The organism is Alteromonas sp. S015 (genome assembly GCF_036864485.1).
Lineage (GTDB): Bacteria > Pseudomonadota > Gammaproteobacteria > Enterobacterales > Alteromonadaceae > Alteromonas.
On record NZ_JAZETO010000002.1, the window covers coordinates 333,603 to 359,814 of the forward strand.

Annotated in this window: 17 protein-coding genes; 11 read left to right on the forward strand and 6 right to left on the reverse strand. The window is 45.1% G+C overall.

The window, feature by feature from the left end; all coding sequences use genetic code 11:
• The first annotated feature begins 5 nt into the window (after positions 1-5).
• A complete protein-coding gene (locus tag V7R42_RS05495; RefSeq protein WP_334019192.1) occupies positions 6-2,240 on the forward strand; it encodes a GH92 family glycosyl hydrolase in 2,235 nt (744 codons plus the stop codon).
• A gap of 103 nt (positions 2,241-2,343) precedes the next feature.
• Here V7R42_RS05495 and V7R42_RS05500 read toward each other — a convergent pair whose 3' ends face one another.
• Positions 2,344-4,740, reverse strand: coding sequence for a TonB-dependent receptor (locus V7R42_RS05500; protein WP_334019193.1), 2,397 nt, complete (start codon positions 4,738-4,740; stop codon positions 2,344-2,346).
• 407 nt (positions 4,741-5,147) lie between these two features.
• Between V7R42_RS05500 and V7R42_RS05505 the strand changes: the two genes are divergently transcribed.
• Positions 5,148-6,092, forward strand: coding sequence for a DMT family transporter (locus tag V7R42_RS05505; protein WP_334019194.1), 945 nt, complete (start codon positions 5,148-5,150; stop codon positions 6,090-6,092).
• Positions 6,093-6,111: 19 nt separating this feature from the next.
• Here V7R42_RS05505 and V7R42_RS05510 read toward each other — a convergent pair whose 3' ends face one another.
• The 3 genes from V7R42_RS05510 to V7R42_RS05520 all read right to left on the reverse strand — a co-directional run bounded on the left by V7R42_RS05510 (position 6,112) and on the right by V7R42_RS05520 (position 10,969).
• A complete protein-coding gene (locus V7R42_RS05510; RefSeq protein WP_334019195.1) occupies positions 6,112-6,816 on the reverse strand; it encodes a substrate-binding periplasmic protein in 705 nt (234 codons plus the stop codon).
• A gap of 83 nt (positions 6,817-6,899) precedes the next feature.
• Positions 6,900-9,794 carry an ATP-binding protein gene (locus tag V7R42_RS05515; RefSeq protein ID WP_334019196.1) on the reverse strand — a complete coding sequence of 965 codons (2,895 nt, stop codon included), beginning with the start codon at positions 9,792-9,794 and terminating at the stop codon, positions 6,900-6,902.
• Entirely contained in the window at positions 9,791-10,969 is a 1,179-nt protein-coding gene (locus tag V7R42_RS05520) for an ABC transporter substrate-binding protein (RefSeq protein ID WP_334019197.1), read from the reverse strand. The genes V7R42_RS05515 and V7R42_RS05520 overlap by 4 nt, the downstream gene beginning before the upstream one ends.
• A 346-nt stretch (positions 10,970-11,315) precedes the next feature.
• On the opposite strand from V7R42_RS05520, the gene V7R42_RS05525 reads away from it, so the two are divergent.
• On the forward strand, positions 11,316-11,819 hold the full coding sequence (locus tag V7R42_RS05525; RefSeq protein ID WP_334019198.1) for a 3'-5' exonuclease: 504 nt from the start codon (positions 11,316-11,318) through the stop codon (positions 11,817-11,819).
• A gap of 65 nt (positions 11,820-11,884) precedes the next feature.
• Here V7R42_RS05525 and V7R42_RS05530 read toward each other — a convergent pair whose 3' ends face one another.
• Entirely contained in the window at positions 11,885-12,319 is a 435-nt protein-coding gene (locus tag V7R42_RS05530) for a hypothetical protein (protein WP_334019199.1), read from the reverse strand.
• Positions 12,320-12,605: 286 nt separating this feature from the next.
• Positions 12,606-13,751 carry a methionine adenosyltransferase gene (gene metK, locus V7R42_RS05535; RefSeq protein WP_049586187.1) on the reverse strand — a complete coding sequence of 382 codons (1,146 nt, stop codon included), beginning with the start codon at positions 13,749-13,751 and terminating at the stop codon, positions 12,606-12,608.
• A gap of 427 nt (positions 13,752-14,178) precedes the next feature.
• On the opposite strand from metK, the gene tkt reads away from it, so the two are divergent.
• The 8 genes from tkt to V7R42_RS05575 all read left to right on the forward strand — a co-directional run bounded on the left by tkt (position 14,179) and on the right by V7R42_RS05575 (position 26,172).
• Positions 14,179-16,170: a transketolase gene (tkt, locus tag V7R42_RS05540; protein ID WP_334019200.1), complete on the forward strand. Its 1,992-nt coding sequence runs from the start codon at positions 14,179-14,181 to the stop codon at positions 16,168-16,170.
• 18 nt (positions 16,171-16,188) lie between these two features.
• Positions 16,189-17,199: an erythrose-4-phosphate dehydrogenase gene (gene epd, locus V7R42_RS05545; protein WP_334019201.1), complete on the forward strand. Its 1,011-nt coding sequence runs from the start codon at positions 16,189-16,191 to the stop codon at positions 17,197-17,199.
• Positions 17,200-17,315: 116 nt separating this feature from the next.
• The gene (locus V7R42_RS05550) at positions 17,316-18,491 is read left to right on the forward strand and encodes a phosphoglycerate kinase (protein WP_334019202.1); all 1,176 of its coding nucleotides are present in this window, start codon (positions 17,316-17,318) and stop codon (positions 18,489-18,491) included.
• 299 nt (positions 18,492-18,790) lie between these two features.
• Positions 18,791-19,690: a fructose bisphosphate aldolase gene (locus tag V7R42_RS05555; protein WP_334019203.1), complete on the forward strand. Its 900-nt coding sequence runs from the start codon at positions 18,791-18,793 to the stop codon at positions 19,688-19,690.
• Positions 19,691-19,912: 222 nt separating this feature from the next.
• Entirely contained in the window at positions 19,913-20,227 is a 315-nt protein-coding gene (locus V7R42_RS05560; protein WP_334019204.1) for a hypothetical protein, read from the forward strand.
• A 196-nt stretch (positions 20,228-20,423) separates the two neighbouring features.
• A complete protein-coding gene (locus V7R42_RS05565) occupies positions 20,424-21,509 on the forward strand; it encodes an efflux RND transporter periplasmic adaptor subunit (protein ID WP_334019205.1) in 1,086 nt (361 codons plus the stop codon).
• Between the two features lie 9 nt (positions 21,510-21,518).
• A complete protein-coding gene (locus V7R42_RS05570; protein ID WP_334019206.1) occupies positions 21,519-24,704 on the forward strand; it encodes an efflux RND transporter permease subunit in 3,186 nt (1,061 codons plus the stop codon).
• Positions 24,694-26,172, forward strand: a complete 1,479-nt coding sequence (locus V7R42_RS05575; protein WP_334019207.1) for a TolC family protein — start codon at positions 24,694-24,696, stop codon at positions 26,170-26,172. Before V7R42_RS05570 ends, V7R42_RS05575 begins: the two co-directional genes overlap by 11 nt.
• Positions 26,173-26,212 lie beyond the last annotated feature (40 nt).

Below are 26,212 nucleotides of genomic sequence, written 5' to 3' on the forward strand. Positions count from 1 at the left end.
AAGATATGAAACAAACGATAAAGCGCCGTCTTCTTATTGGCATTTCGACAACATTACTGGTAGTTGGCTGTGCGTCCAACGCAAAAAAAGCGTCGATATCTAAGGCTGTCTCTACTGAGTCGTCTGATCATGCGGTGGTTGACTATGTTGACCCTTTCATTGGTACGGGAGGGCATGGACACACTTTCCCTGGTGCACTTGTACCATTTGGTATGGTTCAGCTAAGCCCGGATAATCCATCTAAAGGCTGGGACTGGACTTCAGGATATCACTACTCTGATGATACGTTAGTCGGTTTCAGTCATACTCATCTTTCGGGTACCGGCGTAGGTGATTTACTCGATATTCTTTTTATGCCTTTCAATGGAGACTACAGTGAACGGGATAAAGATGAAAAAGGACGAATTTTTACACACTATTCACACGACAATGAGGCAGCGTCACCTGGGTACTACCAGCTTTATCTACCTGAAGAAAACGTCAATGTAGAGCTTACCGCTACACGCCGTGGGGGAATGCACAAGTATAACTTTGACGAAAGAAATGAACGTCAGTTACTTATCGATTTAGCTTACGCGCAAAATTATGATAAGCCTGTTGTGAGTTTCATGCGCGTAGTGGATGAAAGAACGGTTGTTGGCTACCGACTTTCTACAGGATGGGCACGTAATCAACCTGTGTATTTTAAAGCGGTATTTAATCAACCGTTTACTTATCAATTTTACGATGATCAGAAAGCGGTTGATGGTCACAACATCCAGGCTGAGAAAACGCAGCTCGTACTGAACTTCAATGTTAATCCGAGTCTAGACGTAGAAGCAAAAGTTGCACTGTCTTACGTAAGTATTGATGGGGCGGAAGCGAATTTCGCCGCTGAACTTGCAGATAGAACATTTGATGACATCAGAGCTGATGCAGAGTTAGCATGGGCTAATCAGCTGAATAAGTTTGAAGTAAAAGATAGTGATGTTAAAAACAAAACTAAGTTTTATACCGCGCTCTATCATTCGTTTGTCGCTCCTCAGACATTTAACGACGTTAATGGCAACTATTTCGGCGCCGACGGTGCAACCCATAATGACACAACGTTTGAGCGCAATTCGCTATTCTCTTTGTGGGATACATTCCGAGCTCAGCAGCCATTAATAACCCTTAGTAACCCTGAGCGAGTAGACGATATCGTTAAGTCTCTTTTGGCCTTCTATGATGAAACGGGCCTTTTGCCCTCATGGGACTTAATGTCTAACGAGACTGACGTAATGATTGGCTACCACGCAGTCCCAGTGCTAGTAGACGCTTATTTAAAAGGTTTAACTACCGCCGACCCCTCCCATATTTATCAGGCAATTACGACATCTGCGATGCAGGACAAATTTGGAATCGATTTATATCGTCAGTATGGCTACATACCTTCTGAACTTGAGTTGGAAGCGGTATCGAAAACACTAGAGTACGCATATGACGATTGGGCAATCGCGCAAATGGCAAAAGCCCTGGGCAAACAAAGTGACTATACCGTATTTTCTGAGCGAGCTAATAGCTACAGGACCCTATTCGATCAGAGTACAGGATTTATGAGGGGCAGAGATGCAGACGGAAACTGGGTCACACCATTTAATCCTACTTATGTGGAGCATCGCAAGACTGACTATACTGAAGCAAATGCTTGGCAATATACGTTTTTCGTCCCGCACGACGTCGATGGTTTGAAAGCTATATTTGGGGGAGAAAGTCAGTTTGTTGCAAAGCTTGATGAGTTATTCTCAACGAGTTCAGAGCTTCAGGGCGATGTTTCGCCTGACATTTCAGGCTTAATTGGACAATATGCACACGGAAATGAGCCTGTTCATCACGTAGCTTATCTTTATGCGTTCACCGACAGTAAGCATCGCGGCGAAGATCGTATTAAAGAAATTCGCGACACCATGTATCTAGCCCAACCTGATGGCTTAGCAGGAAATGATGATTTAGGGCAAATGTCGGCATGGTACGCATTTAGCGCAATTGGGTTCTACCCTATGAATCCGGTGGGAGGAGAGTTCGTTTTAGGAACCCCTGAGTTCGAAGAAGTGTCTCTGTCATTCGGGAAGCACCCTTTTGTAGTTAAGAGGAATACCAACGAGGGAAACGAATATGTTAAAGAGGTTAAATTAAACGGCCAACTACTCGAAACTCCCATTATTACTTACGCGCAGTTAGTGCAGGGCGGAGAGCTCGAGTTTATTATGCACGACAAGTAGCTGTGCGCTTGCAATTATAACCAAAAAGGGCTGTCTACCGACAGCCCTTTTTATGTCTAATGGATAAGTTCACTAACTAAGTTAGTGTAATTATCGGCCGTTTTTACTGAAAGAAATAGCGGAACGTTGCACCAATGGTACGCGGCTGGTTCACAGTGAATCCAAGTCGAGCTCGTCCTCCACGCTCTCTATCAAACGATAGCTGTGCGTTTTCATCGAACAGGTTGTTGGCGTACAACAAGATTTCGTAGTCATCGTAGGTAAGACCAAAGCTCATATTTAGTGTGCCGTAATCGTCTAACAACAAATCTAATTCCGTTGTTTCAGCGCCAGTGGCACCGCCAAAGGCAAGACCTGATGTGAAGATACCTGCGCCTGAAACCTGATCGCTAGGCTGAGTAATGCGGTCTCCCACATATTGGTAAGAGCCTTGAAAATAGGTGCTGTTTGATGAGAACAAAGGCTGCGCTAAATCATAAGTAAACGCAATGGCAAAGCTCTGTTCAGGAACAGACGCTAAGCGGTTACCGTCTTCAACGCCACCTAACACTGCACCATCACCGTCAACTACCGTTGAATCGAACTCAGCTTCAATGATGCTGCCGGTTAATGAGAAAAAGAGCTGGTCGGTAAACTGACGTGTAAGCTCAAATTCAATACCTTGCGTGTGCGCGTCAGGGACATTAAATGAAACACGTGACGAGCAAGAACCCGCATCTAACGTAACCTGTAGATCTTCAATGTCGTTATAGAAAGCCGAGATATTCGCTGTCCATCCGCGACCAGATGACTTCATGCCAATCTCATAGTTAGTGAGCTTTTCATCGTCGTAGTCTTGGAATGAACCAAATATGGCTTCATCTTGGTCGGTACACAAGCTTCTGTTTAGCGGGTCATTTACACCACCAAGTCTAAAGCCTTGAGAAACCTGGGCATTTAAGTTCACGTTTTCGTTAAGGCTATACTGCCCAATGACACGAGAGGTAAAGCCGTCTGACTCTGTCGAATCAGTTTGGTTGTCGCCGTTGGCAAATAAGCCGCCGGAAATAAACTGACGCTCTTCTTCATAATCGTAAAAACGAGAGCCCACGGTCATTTTGAATTCATCGCTAACTTGATAGTTCACTTCACCAAACACAGCAAGCTGCTTTAAATCGTAAGGCAAGTAGGCGTTATACGGCGAATCGGCTTCAAAGCCATTGGCAACCGCTGCCGACGTGCCTTCACCTAATGTAGCGTCTGTAAACGCATCATAGCCTGGGGTAGGGAGTGATTGATCGTAAACCCGTTCAGTTGAAGAGTAGAAAGCGCCAACTAGCCAGTCTAGTGCGCCATCGTCATTAGATGCGGCGCGAAGCTCAAAGGTATCTTGCTCTACTTCGGTTCTGTCCAATAGGTTCGACGGTAGTAATACGGCTTCATCCGGAAAACCTAAGTCGATACTTACTGAGCCCGAAAGCGCACTGGCATCACGACTCACCAGTATATCGCGGTCGGTATAGCTATAAACAAAAGTAAAGTCGGCTACGTCTGCTTGATATTCAGCGGTTACATCAGCTATCAAGGTTTCGTCAGTAAACCCTTCCTCAAGCAACAGATACTGTTCGCGCTCACCTAATTGAATAGCAGGGCGTGTCGTGGTGTAAGGATTAGCAAACACGTTATACACCTCTTCCCGGTTAAACCCGTTCATTTCCAACTCTTGGAAGATAAGTCGTGGCGTTATGGTGAGTTTATCGTTGGGGGCGATAATGAACGCCACTCGACCGCCCGTTCTATCACCGTCATTAACGTCCTCGCTAAACGCACCGTTTTCGCCAAGAGCATCAATAAAGCCTGCGTAATCGGTGCGATATACCACCGCACGCATGGCAACGGTATCTGAGATTGGCACGTTTACCATACCTTTTACGTGACCGCCCACGCCACCGTCTGTAACATTGTTAAGGTTAGCTTCAAACTTACCTTCAAATGTATCCAGTTCTGGCTGATTAGTAATGTAGCGAAGGGTTCCTCCGATAGAGCCAGATCCAAAAAGCGTACCTTGTGGGCCGCGTAGGGTTTCAATACGGTTAAGGTCGAAAAGGTCTAGATCTGGAGTAAATAGAGACAGCGAGATCACGCTTTCATCAAGGTATACGCCGACCTGCTCTTTAACGCCAGGCTGGTCTCGTACAATTTGACCTGCTGAAACGCCGCGCATAGATACTTGGCTTTGGCCGGGTCCTAAGTTCTGAATAGAGACGCTCGCCACGTTTCTTGCTACGTCTTCTAAGTTACCAGCGCCGCTACGTTCAAAGTCTCGTTGAGTTTGTGCGTTGATCGAAAAAGGAATGTCTTCAATGGACTCCGCACGCTTAGTTGCTGTTACTATAATTTGCTCAAAGTCGTCCTCATCCGCTTGTTGTGTATCCTGTGCCATTGCGCCAGTACTAAGAAGGCTCATTACTGCAATGCTAAGTGTGCTTCGTCTAAACGAAGATTTTTCTATTTCAAACATAAGTCCATCCAGGTTGGTTGTTTCTATTTTGTTATTGTTAATGGCGTAATGTGGCAAAAATTTATGGGTATTTCCACATTTTGCGAAATAAATATTTCAAGTTTGACTGTAATTGCTCCGGTACATTTCCATTGTTAATAAAATGTTTTTTGTTGGTTGTGTGAAGTGCGTCTAAAAAGTCAAAAGAAGCGTCTATTTGACTAATTACAAAAATATTAATCTCAGTATCATTTTGACAAGAAACTTTTTGACGGAGCGAACGAGAGCGCTGAGCAATAGAAGCACAAACGATAAATGGCTTATATCTTCATCACAATAAAAAAGCCGGTAGAGTGAAGGGTAACATTTAGTATGAAAATTAAATGTGCGAGCGTTGAACAAAGTTAAGAGTGGGAAGGTAAAAAACAATGGTAAAAGCGGTGAAGGGAAGTGACGCAGCAAAAGGTATTTTAGCAATTGTTATCGCAAGCTTTTTGTGGGGGACAACAGGTACTGCAGCTCAATTTGCCCCCCAAATTAGCCCTCTGGCGATTGGGGCTTTTGCGATGGGCATAGGTGGTGTATTGCTGTGTGTTAGCGCCCGAAAATCACTGGTAAAAGATGCACCTATTCTTTTTTCTACACCACTGACCTTTTTGTTTGGCAGTGCATGTGTGGCTATTTATCCGCTTGCTTTTTATAGCTCAATGCGCTTGTCAGGCGTTGCCGTCGGTACTGTCGTATCTATCGCTAGCGCGCCCTTATTTGCTGCGCTCTTAGAGTATTTTTTGAGTAAAAGGCCCGTTACTTTAAGATGGTTTATTAGCTTTGTATTTGGTGCGCTGGGGATTAGCTTATTAGCCATGGGCAAGGCGCAAGAAGCATCGGCGTTGTCAGTGTCTAAAGATGATCAGGTGTTCGGTGTTTTATTGGGTTTAATTGCAGGTTTAACTTATGCTGGGTATTCATGGGCTGCGAAACAGCACATTGAGACAGGGGCAAATTCAAAATCTGCCATGGCCGGACTTTTCGGCTGCGCGGCAATTGTTCTGTTGCCTTCCCTCTGGTTTACCGGTCAAAACCTGTTTGCTAACACTATTCACATTAGCGTTTCACTCTACATGGCTGTGGTGCCGATGTTTTTGGGTTATTTGCTATTTGGCTATGGTCTTCGCACAACCGAAGTGAGTAAAGCTACGCTTATTACGTTAATTGAGCCACTGGTTGCGACACTTTTCGCTATCTTCTTCATTGGTGAAGTATTCAAGTCGGTGGGGTGGGTTGGCATGACGCTGGTGTGTCTTTGCCTTTTAATCCAATCGATAAAATTTCCATTTGCTTTAAAGGGCTATGGCAAAAAAGCAACGGCGTAATGTTGAAACCGCGTGTGGCTTATAATGAAAAGTCAGAATACTTATTAAGTATTCTATCAATTTGACCCGTTTGTTTTAATTCAGCAATGGCGCGGTTAATGGCGGGGAGTTTGTCTTTATGTCGATTGTGAACACGCAACGCCATTTTTCCTTCTGTATGAATGGGTCCCAGCGCAATGTCTACGCAGTGTATTGAAGACCAGTAACGCGCCGCTGCCTCCTCCATAATAATGACATCTATGCGTTTCATATTCAGGGCTAGCATTAGGTTGCTCTCGGACTGAAAATCCATTCTGTCGAACTTGTCAGAGTCAAAATACACATAGCCCGAAATCATCCCTACGGTGTCGCCGTAGGTGGCGCTAACGGTTTGGTAGCGGCTATGATTTTCAGGCAGAGTAATAAAGTACTCTGTAATGCCTATAATGGGATCTGAAAAAGTAAAGTCGCCTGCGGATTCATTTGGGGATAGCCAGCTTGGGCTGAAGAAGACGAAATCGAGCGCGCCTGTTTTAAATGCAAGCATGGCACGTTTGGTAGAGAGCATGACTTTTTCTGTCTTAATACCTGCTCTATTCATAATAAGGGGGAGGATTTCAACTAGAATACCGGCCCTATCCTCGTCGACAGCATTTTCGTATGGCACTGAACTGCCCGATGTCCCTAAGTTGTATCGCAATGCTTCACCGGCTGAAGCGATATTGCAAAAAAGAGAAACGTTCATCAGAGAACACAACGAAAAAACAATTTGAATGTGGTACGTGAATCTCACTAAGGTGCTCACTTTAATTTGTCCACTAAAGCAGGTTAATGAACAGCGCTTTTTTGACTAGTTCTCTCAATATTTGCCCAATGCTCAACTTTATCAATGAGGTCTACAGCATCAAAAGGTTTACTTAAGTAATCGTCCATTCCTGCGTTAACGCAGCGCTCTTTGTCACCTTTCATGGCGTTGGCGGTTAGTGCGATGATTGGAACGTTTAGGTACCGTTCTCCGGCTTCACCATTTCTGATGCGTTTAGTTGCTTCAAAGCCGTCCATTTCCGGCATTTGACAGTCCATCAAGATAACATCAAAGGTCACTTTCATTTTATTCAAAGCTTCAAGCGCCTCTAGCCCTGATTTGGCGCTCAATGTTGTGTGGTTGTTTAGGTGCTGTTTAACGATAACCTGATTAATATCATTGTCTTCGACAATCAATACTTTGTGTTTTTTTCCTTTTTCCCGTTTTACACCCGAGGACTGATGAACTGGCTTTAGCAGAGCTTCGTCGGCTTGTTCAAGCACAATAGTGAAAGAGAACGTGCTTCCGTGACCCTTAACACTCTCAAGTTTTATATCGCCGCCCATGAGTTCGCATAGTTGTTTGCTAATAGACAGGCCAAGGCCTGTTCCGCCAAACTTACGCGTTGTTGAAAGGTCTTCTTGAATAAAGATATCAAAGATAGTGCTTTGTTTATCTTGTGCGATACCGATGCCGGTGTCTTTGACGCTACACAAAAGCTCAAGGCGGTTGTCTGGGTTTTGTTTAATACTGGTAGTAACTTCAATATATCCGTTATCGGTGAATTTTACCGCATTACCCAGCAAGTTCGAGAGTATTTGTCTAAAGCGCACATCGTCGCCTTGTACTACGTGAAAACCCTGTAAGTCAAAATGGAAATACAGCTCCAGCCCTTTTTCTTGGCACATAATAGCATACTGACTTTGAAGGTTTTCGAGCGACTCTAAAATGTCAAAAGGGTTTTCTTCAATTTGCAACTGACCCGCTTCAATTTTAGAGAAGTCCAAAATATCATTTACGATATGTAAAAGGCCCTGGATACTAAATTTAGCAAGAGACAGGTAGTGTTTTTGCTCTTCAGTCAGTTCAGAGCTTGCCATTAACTGTAAAACACCAGAAATACCGTGTATTGGCGTGCGTATTTCATGGCTCATACTGGCGAGGAAGCTCGATTTGAGACGGGCAGATTCTTCCGCTTTTTCTCGCGCATCTTGGAGATATTGTTCGGTTTGTCGCTGTTGAGTAACGTCCTGTTGAAACCCGATATAATGGGTGACTTCACCATTTATTTTTACCGGCGTTAAATTCAAACGGTTGTAGAAGGCGCTACCGTCTTTTTTATAGTTAAGCAGCGTTGTTTCAATAGGCTCGCGTACCGCAATAGCCTTGCGGATTTGGTCAACCGTCTGCCTACTGGTTTCTTCGCCCTGCATCGAACGGCAGTTGTGGCCAATTATTTCTTCTCGGCTGTAACCCGTTAGCTCTTCAAAAGCACTGTTAACGTAAATTATTGGTTGGCCAACACGCTTAATGTCAGAAATAATGATCGACACGGTGGCTTCGTCCATAGCGTGAGTGAGCACTTTAACGTGGCTTTCCAGTGAGCGTTGTTCTGTTTCGTCGCTACCAACATATATATCACCTCGGATGTTACCATTAGCATCGGCCAAAGATGTTTTATTCCAACGAACAAACCTCTCTTGGCCGGTAGATACCGAAAAGTGAGTAAGTTCTTTGCTTTGCGAAGAAGCAAGCTTTTGCATAATGAACTTCAAAATACCTTTTTTTTCACCGTACTGGTCAAAGCAAAAGTCGTCGAAACGCTTATTAGAAAGTAAAACTTTCCTGTCTTGGTCAACCACCACAAGCATATCGCCCATTGACTCCAAAACGTTGGAAAACTGCTCGTTAGACAGCGACATTTCTGTCAGATCCCAAATCAATTTGTCGAAAGCTTCTCGAATATCCGCTAGCTCTTGGGCTTCAACCTCACTATCAAGGCGTAGGGATGATTTTTCATCATCGTTTAGCGTATCGTTGTTTAGTCGATTCTTAATATCATTATATAAGGTTGAAAGCGTTCGTTCTGCCAGTGTTCCCGTCATACTAACCATATGGAGAAGGATAAATACAAAGCCTACAATCATTGCCATCAACACAATGCCAGTCCATGCGGCTTCTCTGTATGCAGTGATGGTGGGCTTAACGCTATACAAAGTAAGATTTTGCCAATCAGCTCTTTTTATGGCGTAGCCGCTGTCATCAAAATAGGAGATGCTTGAATTGGGCGCAATAAGTGATGGTTCGCTGCTAAATAGCACATGCCCACTTGCGTCGGTAACAAGCTGGTTAGTAAGCCTGGGGTAGGGCGCTAGCAAAGACTGCAAGCTATCCACATACATCACTAATGCGCCTTCCGCTACGCCTCTCAGTAACACAGGCACACTAATTAATACGCCATTCTTTGATATCGACGAATATGCATTCGATGATCCAAGGGTTTGCTGGCGCCATGCGCTACTGAGAGAGTCTGGAATAACTGCACTCCAGTTTTTATCAATCACACGGTTTCCAGCAAAATCAAACAGCGCAAATTCGACACTTTTAGCCTGAGTTAGATTTAACGAGCGGAAAAACATGGGAAGGTAATTATCCCTTTGCTCAAAATCAACCAAGGAATTAATGATGATGTCATTGGCCGCCAAATCTGCCAGCTGTCTTGTCGTATCGCTAACGATGTAATTGATGTCTTGTTCTAGACCATCTACAGATTGTTGTTGAAGATGATCGGTTTGTTTAATAATAAAGTGAAAAGATAATGCAAATAGCGTGATAGACAAAACCGCGACGAGTAAGACGAGTCGCGGGAGCATGCTTGAGAGCAGAATAGCGCGTAACCTTGGGGGCTGCTGCATCATTGCACGCCCGTTGTTACCAGGTGACCGTTTTCATTAAACCTAGTCATAAAATAATCCTTTGACCAAAGTGCATCGTGCCTGTTCTCTGAAAATGGCGCTGTGTAGTGCTTCACTGCGCCTTGTATATTTTCAAGGGACTCTAACGCACCGCGTAATGCATCTACTTCTATACTACCAGCTTTAGCAGCAGCTGCCGCTATTAAATGAATTAAATCATAAGCATGAGCTAACCCCGTAACACCATCAATCGTGGTAGCATCAACTAAGCCGTATTTTTTATAATAGGCGTCTAACAAGCTTTTTGCCTTAGCATTTTGTTGATGGTTAAAGTGGAATGTTTGGAGTACTGAGACATTATAATTTTCAATGGGCTCTGCAATGGCAGAGGCAAACTGACCCGATGCTACTCCCCAATGCGAAACAACGGGTAGTGAGGCAATGTCTTGTTTTGCCATTTCATCAAGTACCACAACGCCTTCAGGAACGTTGGTAACAAGAATGATAGCTTCCGCTTTCGCGCTTTTTATTGCCGCTATATCCTCAGAAAAGTCCTTTTGCTGCCAGTTTATCCAATGGGTTGCTGTGATATTGATTCCATTATTACTTGCTGCTTGTGTTAACGACTCAAAATTTGAGCGTCCCCATCCTGTTCTTTCCAGCACTAACGCAATATTTGATAGCCCCATGTCTTTAACGTGATCAATGAGAACCGGCGCTGCCTCTGCGTCGCGTACCGATACGCGAAATATGTTATTGGGTGAGTGTCCATTGTCAATAATAGGCGTCCCCGCTGCCCATGGAACCAACATCAAAATGTTCTTTTCGTGTATTGGATCGACTTCAGCGAGTACTACAGGTGTATGAACACCCCCTACTACTGCAAGTAAATTGGGAGTTTTGGAAAATTGCTCGATGTTATAAACACCTCGGGCTGGGTTGCCACGATGGTCTTTCGCAATAATTTTTATTTGACGACCTAAAATCCCGCCAGTGGCATTGATTTCGTCAACGGCAAGCTCGACGCCTCTTTTTATAGCCATGCCACCTTCAACGGCTACTGCTGAAAGGTCGGCGTCGATACCAATAATCAGTGGTTCCGTTGAACTGAACGCTTTACTTGCGGTGAAAGCTGAAAAGATGCAAGCCAATGAGAGAAAGGTAAAAAGTGCACGCATGAATAGGCTACCTGAATGTTAACCTTAAAAGTGTATTACAATGTTCGCCGCCTTTAAGCGTAAACCTCTTATCCTTTAGTATAAATTTAGTGCTTTTTTGAGTGTATTTGGAGGTTTTTGATTGCTGACTTTGGTTTTTTGCCCCCTGAGCGTACTAAACAAGTGCATACAAAATGTGGCACGATTCTACTATTAACTTATATTTCGAAAAGAATGGTTGTACGTTTCCTAAACAGTGTCCGACTTTGTTTAGTCGTTCCTCTGGTAATTAGGTTGCAGTAAAACCGTGTGGTAAAAACGGTTTGCTGATGTTGCAAGCAACGATAAACAGCGGTTTGGAGCGTGAGTGCGAAAAAATACCCTGCCAACAATTATAGATATTGAAGCGAGTGGATTTGGAGCAGCGAGTTATCCTATTGAAATAGGCATCGTGCGCTATGATGGTGCAAAGTGGTGCAAGCTACTTCGGCCCTTTGACTCGTGGGTTCACTGGGATCAAAAAGCGGAGTCACTGCACGGCATAACGCAGCAGATGCTGCAAGCGCGGGGAGTAGAGCCTCGGAAAGTTTGTGTTGAATTAAATAACTTTCTTGGTAATACAGTTGTTTATAGTGACGGCTGGGTAGTAGATAACCCGTGGCTAATTAAGCTTTACGCTACAGCGCAGGTAGAGATGTCTTTTACGTGTAGAGCTTTGGAATATATTTTGTCTGAAGCACAAATGAATCAGTGGCACGAAGTTAAAAGCTGCCTTGCAAGCCGACTTGACGTGAAGCGCCATAGAGCGAGCTCCGACGCAATGATAATCCAACAGACTTACGCAAAAACTTTAGCATTGGCAAAGCAGTAAACATTTTCCGATTTTTTTTAGATGATAATTCGAAATACGTGTTGAAAGTGCGATACCGCGATAACCTAAAACAAGTAATTAACTCCTAAAGAAAGGGCCATATTTTCTTCTTCTCCAACTTGCCTATGCTCTATTTCTATCGCCATATTTAACCCTTCATTTCTGCCAAGCAGCCAGCCTAAACGCGTGAATGTACCTATATCGTGAGGTAAATAAAGCCACTCTGCATAATGTTGAAAGGCGGTGTTGTTTGTTTTATACGTCGCATAGACCTTTTGCGGGATCCATGTATCGAAACGTCGGCTGGCGCTAAACATACCTTGTGAACCCGCCGGGTAGGTATAGCTGTTGTCGTAAAGAAATGTTTCAGTAGTAGATTGAACGCGGTACATGCTGTTTAGCTGCCAGCGAGCTATCTTTTTGCTTTTAAATTGGATTGGGCTGTAGTTGCTATCATTGATATCCGCAAAAACAGGCAGCGCTGTCAAAGAGGCAGCCATCGTGAACGCTATGAGAGTACCAGTAACCACATTCATGGAAGAGCCCAAGTTGTTGTTATCTTGGCTTGTAAACAACAAGAAACTACAAGCGATAGTGTGTTCGTTATTTAAGCATAGCTGCAAAAAATAAATGATGAAAATATTCTTTGCTGTTTTTTATTTGTTTCGTTGATTTAGCTAATTAACAAAGCTTAAATAAAAAGCGCCGCTGGTTTATTAAACCGCTTTTGTGCAAAGCGTGACAAAAACTGAACGGCGCGTTTTAAAGCATTACTTGATTATCGAATTAAATCGATGCTTTTAACGCTTCTGCTTTATCTGTTGCTTCCCAAGGGAACTCATCACGACCAAAGTGACCGTATGCAGCCGTTGGGCGATAAATTGGGCGCTCAAGGTCTAGCATTTGAATAAGGCCATAAGGACGTAAGTCGAAATGTTCGCGCACTAGTGCAACGAGTGTTTTCTCATCTACTACGCCAGTACCAAAGGTATCGATGCTGATAGACGTTGGCTCTGCCACACCAATGGCGTAAGACACTTGGATTTCACAACGCTTGGCAAGACCTGCTGCAACAATGTTCTTAGCAACGTAACGCCCCGCGTATGCTGCACTGCGGTCAACTTTTGATGGATCTTTACCAGAGAATGCACCACCGCCGTGACGGGCCATACCACCGTAAGTATCAACAATGATTTTACGCCCGGTTAAGCCACAGTCGCCCATTGGACCACCGATAACAAATCTGCCCGTTGGGTTGATGTGGAAGCGTGTGTTGGCATCAATCCATTCGCTTGGAAGTACTGGCTTGATGATCTCTTCCATCACCGCTTCGCGAACGGTTTCAGTGCTTACTGAATCACAGTGCTGGGTTGAAAGCACAACCGCGTCGATACCAACAGGCTTGTCGTTTTCATACTTGAACGTAATTTGGCTTTTCGCGTCAGGGCGCAACCAGTCTAGCTTACCAGACTTACGTACTTCGGCCTGTTTTTGAACAAGGCGGTGAGAGTATGTAATTGGCGCTGGCATGAGTACATCAGTTTCGTCGCTGGCGTAACCGAACATTAGACCTTGGTCACCCGCACCTTGTTCTTCTAGGCTTGCGCGATCAACGCCTTGATTGATGTCAGGTGACTGTTTACCAATAGCGTTTAACACTGCACATGAATCGGCATCAAAGCCCATATCTGAGTGCGTGTAGCCAATTTCTTTCACTGTTTTTCGGGTAAGTTCTTCAATATCTACCCATGCAGAGGTGGTTACTTCACCACCTACCAAAACCATACCGGTTTTTACATACGTTTCGCAGGCCACCCGAGCACGAGGATCTTGTTCTAAAATAGCGTCAAGAACCGCATCTGAGATCTGATCAGCGATTTTGTCCGGATGTCCTTCAGACACTGACTCGGATGTGAATAAATGCGTGGCCATAAATGCTCCGTAAGCGTTAAATTATCAAAATAGTCGTGTATTGTACTAAAACAAGTTATAAATACCAGTCTTTACTTCTAGACGTCTAAAAGTCTCTTCGTTACGAATAGTTGACACAACCTGATCACTTATAGGGTTATTCAGGTCGAGATTATCGAAGCGAATGATGTAATTATAAAACCAGACGTTAGATATAACCGTTTTAGTCGTATTGGGAATACGTGATGGTTGAGGTATAGACCATTTTTTACTATGACTTTCACTATTGGCAATCAAAACCCATTGAACTGTAAGGTGGCATAGGTAAGAATAACGCCACATTCATTCGTATAAAGAAGTAGAGCGAACGCCTTACCTCTACGCTCGTCTAGCTTGCCTAGCCCGCTAAGATACGAAACAAAAGATACAAAATAAACCAGGAGACAACATGCCCTCTCGTCGTGAACTCGCCAACGCAATCCGTGCATTAAGCATGGATGCCGTTCAACAAGCTAAATCTGGTCACCCAGGAGCCCCAATGGGGATGGCTGATATCGCACAGGTACTTTGGGGTGATTTCTTATCACACAACCCTGCAAACCCGTCTTGGGCTAACCGCGATCGCTTCGTACTTTCAAATGGTCACGGCTCAATGCTGTTGTATTCTTTGCTTCACCTTTCAGGCTACGAACTGCCAATTGAAGAGTTAAAGAACTTCCGTCAATTACACTCTAAAACACCAGGCCACCCAGAGTATGGCTATGCTCCAGGTGTTGAAACCACCACAGGTCCACTAGGCCAAGGTATTAGTAATGCCGTAGGTATGGCGCTTGCTGAAAAAGTATTGGCGGCACAATTTAACCGCGACGGCCACAACATTGTTGACCATCACACCTATGCATTTTTAGGCGACGGCTGTTTGATGGAAGGTATCTCACACGAGACATGTTCACTAGCCGGTACACTAGGCCTTGGTAAACTTATCGCATTTTGGGATGACAACGGCATTTCAATTGACGGTGAAGTAGAAGGTTGGTTCACCGACGACACACCAGCGCGCTTCAAGAGCTACGGCTGGGAAGTCATTGAAGGTGTTGACGGTCACGATGCAGAGCAAGTGAAAGCCGCCATTGAAAAAGCACAAGCGAACACGGTGCAGCCTACACTTATTTGTTGTAAAACCACCATTGGTTTTGGTTCGCCTAACAAAGAAGGTACCGAGTCATGTCACGGTGCACCACTAGGTGAAGACGAAATTGTAGCCACGCGCGAAAAGCTCGGCTGGAACCATGGCGCGTTCGAAATTCCAGACGATATTTACGCGGGTTGGGATGGCAAAGAGAAAGGCTCAAAAGCGGAAAACGCGTGGAATGACGCTTTCGCAGCATACGAAGCCGCATACCCAGAGCTTGCAGCAGAATTTAAACGCCGTGTAAATGGCGAACTGCCAGCAGATTTCAGCGACAAAGCAGATGCAATTATTGCTGAACTTCAAGCTAACCCACAAAACATTGCGTCACGTAAAGCGTCGCAAAATGCGTTAAACGCATTTGGTCCGCTACTTCCTGAGCTATTAGGCGGCTCTGCCGACCTTGCTGGTTCTAACCTTACCATTTGGGAAGGTAGCAAAGGCGTTGAAGCAAACGATGCATCAGGTAACTATATTTATTACGGTGTACGTGAATTTGGTATGTCTGCCATGATGAATGGCATTGCCCTTCATGGTGGCTTCAAGGCATACGGTGCAACTTTCCTAATGTTTATGGAATATGCACGTAATGCGGTACGTATGGCGGCACTAATGAAGCAGCCTGCAATTTTCGTTTACACCCATGATTCAATTGGTCTAGGTGAAGACGGCCCAACGCACCAGCCGGTAGAGCAGGTAGTTGCGCTACGTGCAACGCCTAACCTTGATAACTGGCGTCCGTGTGATCAGGTTGAGTCTGCTGTATCGTGGAAGTCTGCCATTGAGCGCACTGACGGCCCAACAACACTAATCTTCACGCGCCAAGGCTTAGCGCAACAAGAAAGAACCGCTCAACAAGTTGCAGATATCGCGAAAGGCGGTTACGTACTTGAAGATTGTGAAGGTACGCCAGAACTTATTCTTATTGGCACCGGTTCAGAGGTTCAACTTGCTGTTGAAGCCGCTGCGAAACTTAGCGAGCAAGGCAAGGCGGTTCGCGTAGTGTCTATGCCATCAACTGATGTATTTGACCGCCAGTCGGCTGATTACCGTGAAAGTGTACTGCCTTCTAGCGTTGTTAAACGCGTAGCAGTTGAAGCCTTGTCTAAAGACAGCTGGTACAAATACGTTGGCTTTAATGGCGCTATCGTGGGCATGGACACCTTTGGTGAGTCTGCGCCTGCGGGCGACCTGTTTAAGCACTTCAACATTACCACTGACGCTGTAGTAGAGGCTGCACTGTCTCTGTAAGAGGTAATAGATAAGCCTATGGTAAATATTGCCATAAATGGGTTTGGTCGTATTGGTCGCAACGTATTGCGCGCGCTGTATGAAAGCGGGCGCAATAATGAATTTAATGTGGTGGCCATTAACGACATTGCTAAACCCGAAGGCATCGCACATTTACTTAAATACGATACCGCCCACGGGCGGTTCCGTTTTGATGTGGCCTTAGAAAACAACACGCTTAATGTCGCAGGCGACGATATTACACTGCTTGCAATAAGTGATATCAAAGACCTACCGTGGAAAGACTTAGGCGTTGATATTGTGCTTGAGTGTACGGGCAAGTTTGATGACAGAGCATCGGGGCAAGCACATTTAGATGCAGGTGCTGGCAAAGTGCTTTTCTCGTCGCCCGGGTCACCAGATTTAGACAATACGGTCATTTTCGGAACCAACGAAGACACGTTGACCAGTGAACAAAAATTAGTCTCTAACGGCTCTTGCACCACAAACTGCATTGTTCCTGTTATCCAAGCTCTTGACGCTGCGTTCGGTGTGGAAAGTGGTACGATCACAACCATTCACGCGTCTATGCACGACCAGCAGGTTATCGACGCCTATCACGAAGATTTGCGTAGAACCCGTGCTGCAAGTCAGTCGATTATTCCCGTTGATACGCGACTTTCTGCCGGTATAGAGCGCATTCTGCCTAAGTTTGCAGGAAAGTTCGAAGCTATTGCGGTTCGAGTGCCGACTATCAATGTTACTGCCATGGACTTGAGCGTAACGCTTCAATCTAAGGTAACCATTGAGCAAGTGAACCAAGCCCTTCGCAATGCAAAAGCGGGGCGTTTACAGGGCATTTTGGATTACACCGAAGAGCCATTGGTATCGGTAGATTTCAATCACGACCCTCACTCGTGTATTGTAGATGGCACACAAACAAGAGTCAGTCACAAGCAACTGGTTAAAACACTGGTGTGGTGTGACAACGAATGGGGTTTTGCAAACCGTATGCTCGACACAGCAAAAGTGATGTTCGACGCAAAGTAAAGCATTGATGCTGCCAAGGGTTGGTAGCACCAGCCCGCGCAGCTTTCACCGTTAATTTGAGCGTGCCTTACCTTTAAAACACGCTCTACTGAATTTAAATTAACAAAGGAAAGACGATGGCAATTCCAAGCATGAGCGATATGGCCCTAAAAGGTCAGCGCGTATTAATTAGACAAGATTTAAACGTGCCGGTAAAAGACGGCAAAGTAACTTCTGATGCGCGTATCAAAGCATCAATCCCTACGATTAAAGCAGCCCTAGACGCAGGTGCGGCAGTTATGGTGATGTCTCACTTGGGTCGCCCAACTGAAGGCGAGCCTGCTGATGAGTTCTCTCTTCAACCTGTTGTTGATTACCTTAACGACGCCCTAGATGTGCCGGTTAAGCTAGTAAAAGATTACTTGGACGGTGTTGAACTTACCGAAGGTGAGCTCGTCATTCTTGAAAACGTACGTTTTAATAATGGCGAAAAGAAAGATGACGAAACGTTAGCAAAACAGTACGCAGCACTTTGCGATATTTTTGTAATGGATGCGTTCGGTACTGCTCACCGTGCACAAGCGTCTACCCACGGCGTTGCTAAATTTGCACCAAAAGCCTGTGCTGGCCCATTATTAGCTGCGGAACTAGATGCACTAGGCAAGGCGCTGGATAACCCTAAACGCCCAATGGTTGCCATTGTCGGTGGCTCTAAAGTATCAACCAAGTTAACCGTGCTAAAAACGTTGGCAGAAAAAGTAGATCAGTTAATTGTTGGCGGTGGTATCGCCAATACCTTTATCGCGGCACAAGGCCACAATGTAGGTAAGTCATTAGTAGAGATGGATCTAATCGAGCAAGCCACGCAGCTTATGAATGAAGCGCAGGCGAATGGCGGTAATATTCCAGTGCCTACAGATGTGGTCGTTGGCAAAGCGTTTGATGAAAACACCGAAGCCACGCTTAAACTCGTCAGTGACGTTGCCGACGACGATATGATTTTTGATATCGGCCCAGACTCGTCAAAAGCGTTAGAAGATATCATCAAAAACGCGGGTACTATTGTATGGAATGGTCCTGTAGGCGTATTTGAATTTGAACAGTTCAGTGCGGGTACAGAGGCGCTGTCTGAGGCGATTGCCTCAAGCGATGCATTCTCAATTGCAGGTGGTGGTGATACACTAGCGGCAGTTGATAAATACGGAATTGCCGATAAGGTTTCTTATATTTCAACAGGTGGTGGCGCGTTCCTAGAATTCTTGGAAGGCAAAACACTACCTGCGGTAGCAGTACTAGAAGAAAAAAATAAATAAGCCTGAGCGCTGCATGTAAACGCAGCGTTTTAAAGCTCAAGATAGCTAAGGCCTAGTACAAACGTTACCCCATGCGTCACGCTCAGTAACAGCATTTTTGAGCGTGACCTTTTAATCGGAAACGATTACACCTGCGAAACAGTGAAGTACGCAGGCATAAATACCAATTTTATTACAGATGTGTTTACTTAAGGTACCGGCATGCCGCGTTTGAGACAAACAGATCTTTAATAGAATTGGTATAACAATAAACCCTACACCTGTCTATTAAGGCAGTAATATACAAAAGGAGTGTTGCAATGGCATCACAAGCTCAGCAGGCAATGCTGGATAAACTGAAGACGCAAAGCGGTTTTATTGCAGCGTTAGATCAAAGCGGCGGTAGTACCCCTAAAGCGTTACGCTTATACGGCATCGAAGAGTCTGAATATAGCTCAGACGAAGAGATGTTCAATCTTGTTCATGAAATGCGTACGCGCATTATTACCAGCACCCCTTTTAGCGGCGAGCGCGTTCTTGGCGCAATCTTGTTTGAAAACACTCTTGATAGAGACATCGAAGGCATGTCTTCTGCACACTATCTGTGGCAGAAAAAGCGTGTTATTCCTTTCTTAAAGGTAGATAAAGGACTAGCTGAAGAAAGCAACGGCGTGCAGGTAATGAAGCCAATGCCTGGTCTTGATGCACTGCTAGCTAAAGCGGTGGCGCAAGATGTATTTGGCACTAAGATGCGCAGTGTTGTTAAGCTTGCGAATCTCCAAGGTATCAAAGATGTTGTTGCTCAGCAATTTGAAGTGGGTAAGCAAATTTTAGCCGCGGGCCTTGTTCCGATTATCGAGCCAGAAGTAGACATCCACAGCCCACAAAAAGCAGAAGCAGAAGCATTACTTAAGCTAGAGATTTTGACCCAGCTTAATCTGCTAAACGAAGGTCAGGAAGTCATGCTTAAGCTAACGCTTCCAACAGAAGCTAATTTCTACAAAGAGCTCGTTGATCACCCTCGCGTACTGAAAGTTGTAGCGCTATCCGGCGGCTATAGCCGTGAAGAGGCAAACGCCAAACTGGCAGAAAACCAAGGTATGATCGCGAGTTTCTCTCGCGCACTGACCGAAGGCGTTTCTGCACAGCAGTCTCAAGAAGAATTTGAAGCAACACTAGATACTGCCATTGAAGGTATCTACCAAGCGTCTAAAGCTTAATTCTCTCCTTTTAAATTGATTGTAAAGAGCGCCTAATCGCGCTCTTTTTCGTTGTGCGGTTTTGTTACTTCTTATTTCATTCCGCTTTTGTCGATTCTGAAAACGTGCAATCGCTTATTGCCTGCGTTTACTAGCAAGAATGTTTCTTGTAAAAGCGTAATCGCCTGTGTAGCATAATGCCGAAATTTTCCTTATATAATTGAATTTCTGGAATAATCATCGGTGAATAATCCTCAGTACATGAAGCAGTACACCATATACGCATTAATTGCGTTGCTGTTTACTTGCTTATCTGGACTCAAACAGGATTACAAGCCAATCACGTTCAAGCATCATTTTGATGCGTCTATTTCTGAATATTCCTTCGAGTTTGATACTGAGGAAAGTGCGCCGGAAGAGCCCGCGCCGCCACAATATATTGTGCTGGATTACCTTGCGGATTCCTTCACTGAGACCACAAAGCCACGTTCGCGCTGGCATTTCAAAACATCCCTTAACTACGCAACGCCGTTAACGCGAGCGCCGCCTATTGCTTAGTTTTTTAGGTTTAGCAGTTAGCTGCTTACTTAGAAACACGTTAATTCGATATTCATAACATAGCGCCAGCCCTTTTCGCTGGATGTTTCTGCGCGCTTAATTTTCAGCACTGAATTTAACTGCTGAACGCGCGCTAGTGGCGTGCTGTCTTTTTACGAGGCACGTCACGATTAGCCTTTAATTACGAATTTACATTATGAGCAAAAAAGCACTTCTTGCAGTAAGCATTGTTACCGCACTGTTAGGTGGGTGTGGTCATGAAGAACATGCTGCGCATCACGAAAAACTTCAATTCAACGTTACTCATCCCATCGTACAAGACACAACGCTGGTAAAAGAGTACGTCAGTCAAATACGTGCCATCCAACACATTGAAGTTAGAGCTATGGAAAAAGGCTATCTTCAATCGACCTTTGTTGATGAAGGACAAACGGTAGAGCGTGGTCAACCCATGTTCAAAATAATGCCGAACGTGTACGAAGCTGAGCTACATCGCGCTGAAGCTGAGGCTAAAGCGGTTGAGATGGAGTATAAGAATACCAAGTCGCTTGTTGAGCAGAACATTGTTTCTCCTAACGAACTCGCCGTTATTGAAGCGCAGCTTCAAAAAGCACAGGCAGAAGTTGAACTGGCGAAGACCCACCTGGCGTTTACTGACGTTAAAGCACCGTTCACTGGCAAAATGGACCGACTGGAAGCGCGAACGGGAAGTTTACTCGATGAGGGTGAACTGCTCACCACATTGTCTGATATCAGTACAATGTGGGTATACTTCAACGTGCCTGAATCTGAGTATTTAAAGTACGCGAAGAACAGCGCGTCAAATGAGCAAACTTCAGTGCGATTAAAGCTTGCCGATGGCAGTATTTACGCGCATCAAGGCGTGATAGATGCCATTGAAGCTGATTTTGATAATCACACCGGTACTATAGAAATGCGCGCGTCTTTCCCTAATCCAGACCAGCTGCTAAGACATGGGCAGACCGGTAATATCATGGTAGATATTGCCTATCCGGATGCTCTGGTTATCCCTCAGAAGGCCACATTCGAAATTCTCGATCAAAGCTTTGTGTATGTGCTGGATAGCGAGAACAAGCTAGCAACGCGCCACATTAATATAGCAGCAGAGCTCCCTAACATCTATCTGGTGTCTGACGGCTTAGCGCCAAGTGACACTATTTTGATTGAAGGTCTGCGAAGAGTCTCGAACGGCGATGAGATAGAGCCTGAACTTATTTCAGCCAGCGACACATTAGCTGAACTGTCACTGCACGCAGAATAAGGGGGCGCTATGTTTGGAGTTTTCATTAAACGTCCAGTGATGGCCATCATGCTATCGCTAATGATCATATTTTTGGGCGTGTTGTCGGTGTTTAGCCTACCCACGTCACAGTTTCCCGATATTGCGCCGCCGCGGGTGCTTATTTCTCTGGCCTATCCCGGTTCAAGTGCTGATGTACTGGTGAAATCATCCCTAGTTACCATCGAGCGTTCAATCAACGGTGTGCCGGGCATGAAATACATCGTGTCGGATGCGACCAGCGCGGGTGAAGCCACTATTCAAGTTATCTTCGATTTAGATGTGGATCCGAATCAGGCGCTCATTAATGTGAAAACGCGGCTTGACCAGATCATGAACCGGCTGCCCCAGCTGGTGCAGCTAGAAGGGGTGGTGTTAGAGCGGGTTCAGCCTAGCATGTTGATGTACATAAACGTCTATAGCACCGACGAAACTGCGGACGAAAAGTTTCTGTACAACTATTCCAATATCAACCTTATCCCAGAGATACAGCGGGTAAACGGGATTGCCAGTGCAAAAATATTGGGAAGTCGCCAGTACGCCATGCGAATTTGGTTAAAGCCTGATCGCATGCGTGCTTACAATGTTTCTGTGGATGAGATCATGGAGTCGATAGACGAGCAAAGCTTGATTGGACGCCCTGGACGACTCGGCAGAAGCTCAGGCATTACTGCTCAGTCCAAAGAGTACGTGCTGATTTACGAAGGACGTTACGACGAGCCTGAAGAATATAAAAATATCATTATTCGCGCCGACTCTGACGGTCGCTTGCTCAAATTAGGTGACATTGCCGATGTTGAGTTAAGCAGTGAATTCTTCGATATCTATTCAAACAAAGACGGGTATCCTTCCGCTGCGATAGTGCTAAAGCAGAACTATGGGAGCAGTGCCAACGAGGTGATCTCTCAGGTGAAAGCCACCATGGCTGAACTAGAGAAAACGTTTCCAGAAGGCATGAAGTACGAGATTAACTACGATGTTTCCAAGTTTCTAGATGCCTCAATTGAGCAGGTGCTACATACCCTGTTTGAAGCCTTTGTTTTGGTTTCTTTGGTGGTGTTCATCTTCTTGGGAGACTGGCGTTCAACACTTATCCCGCTTCTTGCTGTGCCGGTTTCACTGGTGGGAACATTTTTCTGCATGCAGGCCACAGGGGTGAACATTAATCTTATTACCCTGTTCGCTCTGGTGTTAGCGATAGGAATTGTGGTGGATAACGCTATCGTTATCGTAGAGGCGGTTCACGCAAAAATGGAAGAGAGCGCCAGCCTAACCCCTTATATGGCAACCCAACAAGTACTGGGTGAAATGGGGGGAGCTATTATCGCGATAACACTGGTGATGACGGCGGTTTTCGTGCCTCTTATCTTTATGACTGGGCCTGTGGGCGTCTTCTATCGGCAGTTCTCCATTACCATGTCATCGTCAATTATCATCTCGTGTATTGTGGCGCTTTCATTAACGCCAGTGCTGTGTGCAATGCTGCTTAAAAACCCGCATTCACACACGAAAAAGGCAACGCCATTAAGTAAGTTTATCGACGGGTTTAATCACTATTTCAATAAATTAACTGGTCGTTATACAGGCATTATCAAAGCTATCGTTACGCGCCGCACTGTTACTGTAGTGCTGCTTGCAGGCTTTGTGGTAAGTACCTTTGGCGTTAATCAGGCATTACCTACGGGCTTTATTCCCGGTGAAGACCAAGGGCAAATTTATGCCATCATTCAAACACCGCCAGGCAGTACCCTTGAAGCGACGAATACAGTAGCGCGAGAGCTGCAAAGCTTAGCGCTGGACGTTGAAGGCGTCTCCTCGGTGTCCTCGCTGGCTGGCTACGAAATCCTTACGGAAGGTCGAGGCTCAAACGCAGGTACCTGCTTGATTAACCTTAAAGACTGGGCTAATCGCGAACAGTCGGTACGTGACATTATTGAAGAGCTGGAAGCCAAAACGCACCACTTAAGCGCGGTTATTGAGTACTTTGAACCGCCAGTAGTGCCTGGGTATGGCGCGTCTTCGGGGTTATCATTTCGTTTACTCGATAAAACCAACACAACCGACTACCAAGAGTTCGACCAAATCAATAAAGCCTTCATGAAAGAGTTAGCTAAACGTGATGAGCTAAAAGGCTTATTCACTTTTTATGCTGCTGATTATCCTCAATATAAAATTGAGATAGATAACCAAGCTGCTATGCAGAAAGGGGTATCTATTGGCGCAGCTATGGAGAATTTGAATATTCTTATTGGTAGTACTTATGAGCAAGGTTTCACGCGTTTTAATAACTTCTTCAAAGTGTACACACAAAGTGCACCGGAATATCGTCGTTATCCCAGTGACTTATTGGATTACTACGTGAAAAATGAAGAGGGTGAGATGGTGCCTTACTCGGCCTTTATGAAGCTGATTAAAACTCAAGGCCCTAATGAAATTACGCGCTACAACCTTTATACCTCGGCGGCAATTCGCGCAGAGCCTGCAGCAGGGTATACCTCGGCGCAAGCGATAAAAGCGGTTGAAGAAGTGGCGGCTGCAACCTTGCCAAAGGGATATGACATTGGTTGGGAAGGCCTGTCATTTGACGAGGCTAAACGAGGTGATGAAGCCATCGTTATCTTTGCCGTAGTATTGTTGTTTGTATATATCGTGCTGGCATCACAATACGAGAGCCTGCTTCTACCTTTTGCGGTCATTCTTTCACTACCTACCGGTATTCTCGGCTCATTCCTGTTTCTAAAAGGTATGGGACTGGCCAATGATGTTTATGCGCAGCTTGGTTTAGTGATGCTGGTTGGTTTACTCGGTAAAAACGCTGTGCTTATTGTGGAATACGCAGTGCAAAAAAATCAGCAGGGCTTATCCATTGCTGACGCAGCGGTTGAAGCGGCCAAACAGCGCTTCCGTCCAATCTTAATGACATCGTTCTCGTTTGTAGCAGGGTTAATTCCGCTTGTTATTGCAACGGGTGCTGGCGCAGTAGGAAATAGAACTATTGGTGCTTCTGCCTTAGGCGGTACCTTGTTCGGCACTATTTTTGGTGTGCTGGTTATTCCCGGGCTTTACTACTTGTTCGCCAAATTTGAAGAAGGTAAGTCATTAATCAAAAACGAAGATCACGTTCCCCTTACTGAAACATACCACTATAACGATGAGGTGCTAAGCGATGACAAATAAAAAGCGATTTACCTATAAGCCGTTGTGGTTAGCGCTTAGTAGTGCGTTGTTAGTACAGGCATGTGCCATTCCTTCCATTGAAACGCGACACCCTGCTCTTGATTTGCCCGAGCAATTTAATGCGAAAGCTTCGCAAGTGGATACACAGGCTGCTCATGGAGCTAACGAGAGTACGCAAGCAAATATTCAATGGAGTGAGTGGTTTAACGACCCGACGCTTTCTGCGCTGGTGGAAACTGCAGTTAAGAACAACCAAGAGGTGTCTATATTAATTCAACGCATTAATATGGCGTCGAATGAAGTGTATGCACGGGAGGGGGAATACTTGCCTCGACTCTCTGCGGGGGTAGCCGCTGAAACCGAAAAGGTTGGCGAATATACCCGGGAAGGCGCAGTAGAAGAACAGTTAAATATCAAGGAGGATAAAGAATTTCCTGACCCGCTGGCAAACCTAAAGCTAGGCCTTAATGCGTCATGGGAAATTGACGTTTGGCATAAGCTGAGAGATGCGTCTAAAGTGGCCTCGCTTGAATACTTGGCGTCGGTTGAAAGTAAGAACTTTTTCGTTACCCAGTTAGTATCTGAAGTTGCGCGTACTTACTATGAACTACTGGCGTTAGATAACAAGCTAGAAAACCTCGACTCAACCATTTCGCTACAGCGTAACGTTATTCACACTATTAATGCGTTGAAAGAATACGGGCGGGCGTCATCGCTGCCCGTTGCGCGCTTTAACGCGGAAGTGAAGAAAAACGAGAGCGAGCGTTACTTGATTGAGCAGGAAATTCTTGAAAAAGAGAATACGCTCAATCTGTTGATAGGGCGCACTCCACAACCTATTAAAAGGGACAGTGATGTGTTGCTTAATGCTGAGATAATAAGCCCGCAGGTGGGTGTACCCTCTGCGCTATTAGACAATCGCCCCGATATAAAACAAGCTGCACTCACGCTCCAAGCAGCTGAGTTAAATATCGATGTGGCTAAAGCTAACTTCTACCCTTCTTTTGAGCTAAAAGCAGGGTTAGGTTTATCGGCGTTCGATAGTCGCTACTTGTCTAATGTGCCTGAGTCATTGGCATATTCGTTATCTGGTGATGTTTTTGCGCCATTAATAAACCGAAGAGCGATTGAAGCGGTTTATCAAAATGCCAGCGCCGAACAAATTGAAGCGGCTTACGAATATGAACTGACCGTTTTAACGGCGGTAGCTGAAGTAACAAACAGTTTGTCGAAGCTCGATAATTTGGAGAAAAGTGCTGAAGCAAGGCGTCATCAAATTGCTTCACTCGAACAGTCGATTGATATTGCCAATAGGCTTTTTTCGTCAGCTCATGGTGAATATTTAGAGGTGCTGCTTGCGCAACGAGAAGCACTGGAAGCGCGTAGCGAGTTTATTGAAACTCGTCAGCAGCAAATGGCCGCATTGGTCGATTTGTATCAGGCACTCGGAGGCGGATGGCAGTCTTGAAATAAAAAGGAGAGCGCTCGCTCTCCTTTTTTCGCCTTTA

Bases quoted from the DNA above. Each gene is read 5' to 3' on its own strand.
- V7R42_RS05565 (WP_334019205.1), top strand. From the start codon at position 20,424: ATGAGCAAAAAAGCACTTCTTGCAGTAAGCATTGTTACCGCACTGTTA.
- V7R42_RS05495 (WP_334019192.1), top strand. From the start codon at position 6: ATGAAACAAACGATAAAGCGCCGTCTTCTTATTGGCATTTCGACAACA.
- V7R42_RS05555 (WP_334019203.1), top strand. From the start codon at position 18,791: ATGGCATCACAAGCTCAGCAGGCAATGCTGGATAAACTGAAGACGCAA.
- V7R42_RS05500 (WP_334019193.1), bottom strand. From the start codon at position 4,740: ATGTTTGAAATAGAAAAATCTTCGTTTAGACGAAGCACACTTAGCATT.
- metK (WP_049586187.1), bottom strand. From the start codon at position 13,751: ATGGCCACGCATTTATTCACATCCGAGTCAGTGTCTGAAGGACATCCG.
- V7R42_RS05505 (WP_334019194.1), top strand. From the start codon at position 5,148: ATGGTAAAAGCGGTGAAGGGAAGTGACGCAGCAAAAGGTATTTTAGCA.
- tkt (WP_334019200.1), top strand. From the start codon at position 14,179: ATGCCCTCTCGTCGTGAACTCGCCAACGCAATCCGTGCATTAAGCATG.
- V7R42_RS05575 (WP_334019207.1), top strand. From the start codon at position 24,694: ATGACAAATAAAAAGCGATTTACCTATAAGCCGTTGTGGTTAGCGCTT.
- V7R42_RS05520 (WP_334019197.1), bottom strand. From the start codon at position 10,969: ATGCGTGCACTTTTTACCTTTCTCTCATTGGCTTGCATCTTTTCAGCT.
- V7R42_RS05550 (WP_334019202.1), top strand. From the start codon at position 17,316: ATGGCAATTCCAAGCATGAGCGATATGGCCCTAAAAGGTCAGCGCGTA.
- V7R42_RS05515 (WP_334019196.1), bottom strand. From the start codon at position 9,794: ATGATGCAGCAGCCCCCAAGGTTACGCGCTATTCTGCTCTCAAGCATG.
- V7R42_RS05510 (WP_334019195.1), bottom strand. From the start codon at position 6,816: ATGAACGTTTCTCTTTTTTGCAATATCGCTTCAGCCGGTGAAGCATTG.
- V7R42_RS05530 (WP_334019199.1), bottom strand. From the start codon at position 12,319: ATGGCTGCCTCTTTGACAGCGCTGCCTGTTTTTGCGGATATCAATGAT.
- V7R42_RS05570 (WP_334019206.1), top strand. From the start codon at position 21,519: ATGTTTGGAGTTTTCATTAAACGTCCAGTGATGGCCATCATGCTATCG.
- epd (WP_334019201.1), top strand. From the start codon at position 16,189: ATGGTAAATATTGCCATAAATGGGTTTGGTCGTATTGGTCGCAACGTA.